This is a genomic window from Aeromonas sp. s11 (genome assembly GCF_040907945.1).
In the GTDB taxonomy this organism is placed as follows: Bacteria; Pseudomonadota; Gammaproteobacteria; order Enterobacterales; family Aeromonadaceae; genus Aeromonas; species Aeromonas veronii.
Genome location: NZ_JBFOCU010000061.1, coordinates 206,389 through 213,459, shown reverse-complemented (window position 1 = coordinate 213,459; position 7,071 = coordinate 206,389). Strand labels below are relative to the sequence as shown.

The following is a 7,071-nucleotide window of genomic DNA, read 5'->3' as shown; positions in this document are numbered from 1 at the left end:
TAAGCGCAGTGATGTGTTGAGCTAACCCATACTAATTACCCGTGAGGCTTAACCATACAACACCCAAGAAGTGTTCTAAGGCTTGTAGCAAATACCAAGCGAACTACTAACTAATTCAGTGATAGCGAAGCCAACAGGCAAATCGTTATTCACGTCAGCTTTCTAGATTAAGAATTTGCCTGGCGGCCATAGCGCCGTGGAACCACCTGATCCCATGCCGAACTCAGAAGTGAAACGCGGTAGCGCCGATGGTAGTGTGGCATTCGCCATGCGAGAGTAGGACACTGCCAGGCACCCAATACAAGAAACCCCGCTCATCGAGCGGGGTTTTTTATTGGCTGCAATTCAGTAAGTCGCCTGATAATTGACCCATCTTATCTCTTCTCCTCTGTTCTTATTGTTACTCGCCGCTGCTTTCTGGTTCCACAAATAGCCTGATGTTCCGCTTGGTACTCTTGAACCGCTGTCGCTCTGTATGGCGGCTCTGGCGTAGTCATGACCCACGAATCCTATGCTCGCCTGTACGCCACGATCTCTTGCTTGCGATCTTTCCTGGGCATCTGCGTCCTGTGTTAGCTGAAGTCTTTCTTTTTGAGCCCTCTGCTTGTCCAAGATTTTGTTAGTCGCCCACTGACGTTATGCCAGAGAGTGTGTTGGCTGTGCTAACACGCAGGTACAGGGGGCGCAGCGTTGGGTTTGGGGTAATAGGGAAATTGGAAGGGATACCCGCAGGAGCGCAGAGGTTCGATGTTGATAGGTGATCTTGTGGAAGCTGTTGAGCCCACAGGTGAGAAGATCAAGAAAGGTGTTGAAGAAGACTAATGTGTTGAGATCTATGAGGAGTGGCAAATCGCAGGCAAATAAAAAGCCCACGCAACATGGTTGCATGGGCTCGGTATGAATGGCGGAGGAGGTGGGATTTGAACCCACGGATGGTCGCCCATCGCCGGTTTTCAAGACCGGTGCATTCAGCCGCTCTGCCACCCCTCCGCAGCAGTGCGGCAAATATTACCATGCTGCTCCAGCTTGTAAATCCCCGTCCGGTTCGATTGCTGGTTAATTGCGCGAAACGACATGAAAAAGTGGCAATCAGGGCTCATCAAGCGCTTTTTTGGCCAGATAGCTTGACTTGAAAACAGACTCAACCACTATAGTGGCCTCTATCATATCCTCTGCAAGATAACGTTATGACTATTAAAAATGCCCTGTTTTGCACGCTGGCTGGTGTGACCCTGCTGGCGACGCCGGTACATGCAAGCGAGCTTACCAAAAGCGATGTCGAGCAAATCGTTCACGACTATCTGGTCAAGAACCCCGAAATCCTGGTCGAGATGTCCAATGCCCTGCGTGTCAAGCAGGAGAGCCAGCAGGCCGAGAGTGACAAGGCGCTGATCAAGGCTCACTCCAAGCAGCTTTATGCCAATCAGGATCCCGAGATGGGGAATCCGAAGGCATCTCTGACCATTGTGGAGTTTTTCGATTACAACTGCGGTTACTGCAAGCGGGCCCATCCGCTGGTCAAGCAGCTGATGTCGGAAGATAAAGACATCCGGTACATCTACAAGCAGTTCCCCATTCTGAGCGAGTCCTCCTACTTCGCAGCTCGTGCTGCGCTGGCGGTCCAGCTGGGTCAGCCTGACAAGTACCAGTCGTTCCACGAGAAGCTCTATAGCCATCAGGGCCCGCTCGCTGATGAAGCACAGGTCAAGCAGTTGGCAGTGGCGGCCGGTGTGGACTGGAGCAAGGTGGAAGCGAAGATCAAGGATGGCAGCATTGACCAGAACCTCGGTACCAACCGTGCGCTGGCTGAAGCGCTCGGTATCTCCGGTACCCCGGCCTTCATCATCGGTGATCAGATCCTGCGCGGTGCTCCCCGTGATCTGGCCAGCCTGAAGGGGTTTATCAAGGACGTGCGTGCCGGCAAGAGCATTCAATAAGCGGTTGTCATGGTCGAGGGCCCAGCGCCCCGGCCAGATACAGAAAGAGGGTCGGTATTACTACCGGCCCTCTTTTTTATTATGTCCTTTGGCACAAGTGGTCGTCGCGAAAGGACCATAACAACGTGCTCAGGACCCGGCCTGTTGGCCTCAGTAACAAGTATTAGCAGAGTCGTTCGGAGTCGATTGATAAATATTTCGCCTCGCAGAGGTGTGTCATGAGCATTGCTTAATTCCGGTCAAGATTTTTTCTGCTGCTTGCCTTAGAATCGCCGCCCGTTGCAGGAGAAACCCCTATGTTAGTTGATATTTTACGGCTGGTTTTTATAGCTGGAGGCCTCGTATTCATCTTTATGCTGGTGCAAGCCTGCTGGCGGAAGAAGCAGAGTGGATCCTTTGAGGCGACACCCTTCTGGCCGGTGGCGTTGATCGGTGGGGTTGCCAACTTCCTCGATACCCTGGGGGTGGGCAGCTTTGCGGTAAAGACCGCCTGCTACAAGCAGTTCAAGCTGATCGATGATCGGGTACTGCCGGGTACCCTCAATGGGCAGTGCGTGCTGCCGACCGTGACTCAGTCGCTGATCTTCGTCGGTGCAGTCGCAGTGGAGCCGCTGACGCTGATCAGCATGATGATGGCCGCCGCAGCGGGCGCGGCCTGGGGCGCTCGTCATGTGGCCTCGTTTGATCGGCAGACCATCCGGTTGGTGATGGCCATTTCCTTACTGGTCGTTGCAGGGCTTATCTTTGCCGGTCTGCTGGGGCTTTTCCCTGTAGGCGGCGATGCGATGGGGCTCAGCGGCTACAAGCTGGCGATCGCCCTGCTTGGCAATTTCATCTTCGGGGTGCTGATGAATGTCGGTATCGGCCTGTTTGCTCCCTGCATGACGCTGGTTTATCTGCTGGGGATGAACCCGCTGGCGGCGTTTCCCATCATGATGGGCTCCACCGCCGTGCTTAGCGTCTTCTCCGCAGGCACCTTTATCCGCAAAGGGGCGTTTGATGCCAAGGCGGTGCTGGCGGTAGCCATCTTCGGTCCCATCGGTGTGGTGCTGGCCGCCATGCTGGTCAAATCCATGGATATGGAGATGCTGAAGTGGCTGGTTGCCTTTATCGTCATCTATACCTCCTGGACCATGTACGCCTCCTGGCGGGCGGCGCGTCGCTCCCCTGTGCAGCTGACGGTGGAGAGCGCAGGCTAGCCTGTACCAGTGCCGCTTCGGCCTTGGCTCCCAGAAAGACATAGAGGCCAAGCGCCAGCAGCAAACCCACCGCACACCCCATCACTCCGACCGCTGGCCAGAGCAGCTCGCTCTGGCCGAGCGAGCCTTTGAACAGCAGCAACAGCCCCTCGATGGAGACCGCGATCAGAATGGCGGCGATAAAGCGGGTGATGGTGCGGCGAATGGCGCTGTGGCGGAAGATATCCTTATGCAGCAGTACCTCCTCTTCCAGAATGGTCTTGCCCAAATCGAACACCGCCAGTGCCAGCGTCAGGAAGATGATGGCGCTAAAGGCGCCGAGCTGGTTCTGCTGCTCGCCGCACAATAGCTGGTAAAGCTGCTCCAGCCCGTGCCAGATGAGCGTCGCGACGATCAAAAACAGCGCCATGCTGAGCACCACATAGATCGCCTTGAACCAGGGCATGGCGCGGCGGCGCTCCCTGTCCCCCATCAACCAGCCAATCAGCTGATTCAGACAGACGGTGATCTCTCGTCCTTGCCCCTGGACGATAAGGTGCAGCCGGTTATGGGCGGCCGGTGCCGCAGGCTGGATGCACATCGGCCCCTGATAGTGGTCAATGCTGACCACAAAGGGATACCCCTTGAGCGAAACAAGGGGGGCGCTGAGCAGCCCCTGCAGTAGCGGGGTCAACTCCTCCTGATACTCCTGATAGCGCCGCAGCACATCGATGGGGCTCATCTCTGCCATATGGACCTCGGTGACGTGGGCTCTTGTGGTGAATGTGCAAATAGTGGGCCTGCTTTATGACAGGGATGGCAGGGCAAGTTGCACCAGAGGATGACAAAACGACGGATGATGAGGGGGGAATGCACCATAACTGGGCGTATCGAAGAGCTGTGTGGTGATGAAGGTACTGCGATAGAAAAGGGCCCGTGACGGGCCCTTCTGCGACAACCTGCGGCGATTTAGCCAGCCAGCTTGGCGAAGCTGCGCTCGGCGGCAGCCAGGGTATGTTCGATCTCCTTGTCGCCGTGAGCCAGTGACAGGAAGCCCGCCTCGTAGGCGCTCGGCGCCAGATAGACGCCCTCTTCCAGCATCAGATGATAGAAGCGCTTGAAGCGTTCCATGTCGCAGCGAGTGACCTGCTCGTAGCGGGTGATTTCGGGCTCGTCGGTGAAGAAGAAGCCGAACATGCCGCCCACATAGTTGATGGCGAGCGGGATGCCGTGCTTGGCTGCGGCCGCTTTCAGTCCCTCGGCAACACGAGCCGTCTTGGCGCTCAGCTGCTCATAGAGACCCGGCTCCAGCAGCAGATCCAGCATGGTCAGACCGGCCGCCATGGCCACCGGGTTGCCGGAGAGAGTACCCGCCTGATAGACAGGGCCGGTCGGTGCAATGTATTGCATCACCTTCTTCTTGCCGCCGAAGGCGCCCACAGGCATGCCGGCACCGATGATCTTGCCGAGGGTGGTGAGGTCGGGCTCGATGTTGTAGTGGCCCTGGGCACCGCGCAGGGAGACGCGGAAGCCGGTCATCACCTCGTCCAGGATCAGCAGGGCACCGAACTCGTCACAGATGGCGCGCAGCCCTTCCAGGAAGCCGGGGACCGGTGGGATGCAGTTCATGTTGCCTGCGACCGGCTCGACGATGATACAGGCGATCTCGCTGCCGTACTGGGTGAAGGCTTCACGCACCGAATCCAGATCGTTGAAGACGCAGGTCAGGGTGTGTTTGGCGAAATCGGCTGGAACGCCCGGGCTGTTGGGTTGACCCAGGGTCAGGGCGCCGGAACCGGCCTTGACCAGCAGGGAGTCGGCGTGGCCGTGGTAGCAGCCCTCGAATTTGACGATCTTGTCGCGGCCGGTGTAGCCGCGGGCCAGACGGATGGCGCTCATGGTGGCTTCGGTGCCGGAGTTGACCATCCGAACCTGCTCCATGGAGGGGACGATCTGGCGCACTTTCTCGGCCATCAACACTTCGATCTCGGTCGGCGTACCGTAGCTCAGCCCTTTCTCAACGGCCTTGATGACGGCGGCTTTGATGGCGGGGTGGTTGTGACCCAGCAGCATGGGGCCCCAGGAGCCGATGTAATCCACGTAGGCCTGACCATCCACATCATAGAGATAGGCGCCATCGGCGTGATCGATGAAGCGGGGCGTGCCGCCGACCCCATTGAAGGCGCGGACCGGTGAGTTGACGCCACCCGGAATGGTCTGGCGGGCCTGTTCAAACAGCTGATCTGATTTTGACATGGATCATCCTTAATGGGATTTTGGTCGTCACACAAGGGATTGCAGCCGATTGAGACTCGGCAGGCCGGAGCATCAGGAGTATGCTTTGCGCTCTCGCCACCCGGACTCTCGGTCTGCTCCCGTGACAAAAATTTAACGGGCCGACTATAGCAGAAAGCCCCAGCCCTGGGCAGCCGACCAACGCGCCGGGTGATCCTGATCTCAGCTAGCTGACGATATGGTTTTTCCAAGTTGGTGTAACAAGATGGCGCAACAAGCTCTCTCCTCTGAAGCCGATACCTCTTCGCGGGGGCCGCTTTCCCGTATTATCCGGCAAGACAAGATGCCCTTGCTGGTTCTGCTGCTGGCGGCGCTGGTCGGTACACTGGCCGGGCTGGTGTGCGGTCTGTTCGAATCGGGTGTCCACTGGCTGGCAGAACAACGCATCGCCTTGCTGGCCGACCGTCCCTGGTGGCAGCTCGGTCTGCTTGGCTTTGGCTTCAGCGCCTTGCTGGGATTTGTCGGTTACTTCCTCACTCATACCTTTGCCCCGGAAGCGGGTGGTTCTGGCATTCCCGAGATCGAGGGGGCGATGGACGATCTGCGCCCGGTGCGGTGGTGGCGAGTGTTGCCGGTCAAGTTCTTCGGCGGCATCTGCACCCTGAGCTCCGGTATGGTGCTGGGGCGGGAGGGGCCTTCGGTACAGATCGGCGGCAACCTCGGCAAGATGGTGGCGGATATCTTCCGGCTGCCCAAGGAGCATGGCCATGCCCTGCTGGCCGCCGGTGCGGCGGGCGGTCTGGCGGCAGCCTTCAATGCGCCGCTGGCGGGCATCCTGTTTGTGATGGAGGAGATGCGACCGCAGTTTCGCTACTCCTTTCTGGCCATCAAGGCGGTGGGGATCTCCGCCATCATGGCGACCTTGATGTTGCAGAACATGAAAGGGCAGGGGGCGGTGATCACCTTGCCTCACTACGATGCGCCAGCCCTCAAGGCGCTCTGGCTGTTCCTTTTTATGGGAGCCACCTTCGGGGTGCTCGGTTTTGTCTTCAACAAGTTGGTGCTGGCCTGTCAGGATGGCTATCTGGCGTTGCACCAGAACAAGCGCCACCGTTTTGTGGCCATCGGCATGCTGGTCGCCGGAACGTTTGGCGTGCTGTCGCTGTTTGCTCCCGCGGTGACGGGGGGCGGCACCGAGCTTATTCCCCATCTGATGGGGGATGAGTATGCGATGGCGACCCTGTTCCTCATCTTTTCGGTGCGGCTGGTCGCGACCCTCATCTGCTTCTGCTCCGGTGCCCCGGGCGGGGTGTTTGCGCCGACCCTGGCGTTGGGCACCCTGTTTGGCGTTGTGTTTGGCCATCTGTTTCATGCGGCGTTTCCCGAGCTTGGCATCGAGCCCGGCGCCTTTGCCATCGCCGGAATGGGGGCGCTGTTTGCTGCCACCGTGCGTGCCCCCATCACCGGTATCGTGCTGGTCACCGAGATGACCGACAACTATCAGCTGATTTTGCCGATGATGATCACCACGGTCGGTGCGACTCTGGTTGCCCAGTGGCTGGGTGGCCGGCCCATCTATTCCCAGATCCTGGAGCGAACTTTACGGCTCGCCGCGCGTCAAAAGCGGGGTGATGGCAGCGCCACGGCCAGTTAATTTTTCCCTTTATCGCCTTTGGCCCCGGTCAGGGCGGTATAGTGAAGGGAGAGGCGCTGCCGTAAAT

General features: G+C 58.3%; 5 protein-coding genes, 1 tRNA gene and 1 rRNA gene. 4 read left to right on the top strand and 3 right to left on the bottom strand.

The genetic code is table 11. From position 1 onward, the window contains the following. The first annotated feature begins 178 nt into the window (after positions 1-178). Positions 179-293: ribosomal RNA gene (gene rrf / locus AB5Y84_RS18495) — 5S ribosomal RNA — on the top strand. 609 nt (positions 294-902) lie between these two features. Here rrf and AB5Y84_RS18490 read toward each other — a convergent pair. Next, a tRNA-Ser gene (locus AB5Y84_RS18490) sits at positions 903-990 on the bottom strand. A gap of 197 nt (positions 991-1,187) precedes the next feature. Here AB5Y84_RS18490 and AB5Y84_RS18485 point away from each other — a divergent pair. Beyond that, positions 1,188-1,937, top strand: a complete 750-nt coding sequence (locus AB5Y84_RS18485; RefSeq protein ID WP_368177536.1) for a DsbA family protein — start codon at positions 1,188-1,190, stop codon at positions 1,935-1,937. Positions 1,938-2,233: 296 nt separating this feature from the next. After that, positions 2,234-3,136: a sulfite exporter TauE/SafE family protein gene (locus AB5Y84_RS18480; protein ID WP_064338862.1), complete on the top strand. Its 903-nt coding sequence runs from the start codon at positions 2,234-2,236 to the stop codon at positions 3,134-3,136. On the opposite strand, the gene AB5Y84_RS18475 is transcribed toward AB5Y84_RS18480, so the two are convergent. Next, entirely contained in the window at positions 3,051-3,866 is an 816-nt protein-coding gene (locus AB5Y84_RS18475) for a hypothetical protein (RefSeq protein ID WP_236376594.1), read from the bottom strand. The genes AB5Y84_RS18480 and AB5Y84_RS18475 overlap by 86 nt on opposite strands. 218 nt (positions 3,867-4,084) lie before the next feature. Next, entirely contained in the window at positions 4,085-5,371 is a 1,287-nt protein-coding gene (gene hemL, locus AB5Y84_RS18470; protein ID WP_368177535.1) for a glutamate-1-semialdehyde 2,1-aminomutase, read from the bottom strand. A gap of 244 nt (positions 5,372-5,615) precedes the next feature. Here hemL and clcA point away from each other — a divergent pair, with 244 nt between their 5' ends. Further along, positions 5,616-7,004 carry a H(+)/Cl(-) exchange transporter ClcA gene (gene clcA / locus AB5Y84_RS18465; RefSeq protein WP_033136489.1) on the top strand — a complete coding sequence of 463 codons (1,389 nt, stop codon included), beginning with the start codon at positions 5,616-5,618 and terminating at the stop codon, positions 7,002-7,004. Positions 7,005-7,071: the final 67 nt, after the last annotated feature.

What these genes read in the sequence shown, in the direction of transcription:
- AB5Y84_RS18485 (WP_368177536.1), top strand. Translation starts at nt 1,188, where the DNA reads ATGACTATTAAAAATGCCCTGTTTTGCACGCTGGCTGGTGTGACCCTG.
- AB5Y84_RS18480 (WP_064338862.1), top strand. Translation starts at nt 2,234, where the DNA reads ATGTTAGTTGATATTTTACGGCTGGTTTTTATAGCTGGAGGCCTCGTA.
- AB5Y84_RS18475 (WP_236376594.1), bottom strand. Translation starts at nt 3,866, where the DNA reads ATGGCAGAGATGAGCCCCATCGATGTGCTGCGGCGCTATCAGGAGTAT.
- hemL (WP_368177535.1), bottom strand. Translation starts at nt 5,371, where the DNA reads ATGTCAAAATCAGATCAGCTGTTTGAACAGGCCCGCCAGACCATTCCG.
- clcA (WP_033136489.1), top strand. Translation starts at nt 5,616, where the DNA reads ATGGCGCAACAAGCTCTCTCCTCTGAAGCCGATACCTCTTCGCGGGGG.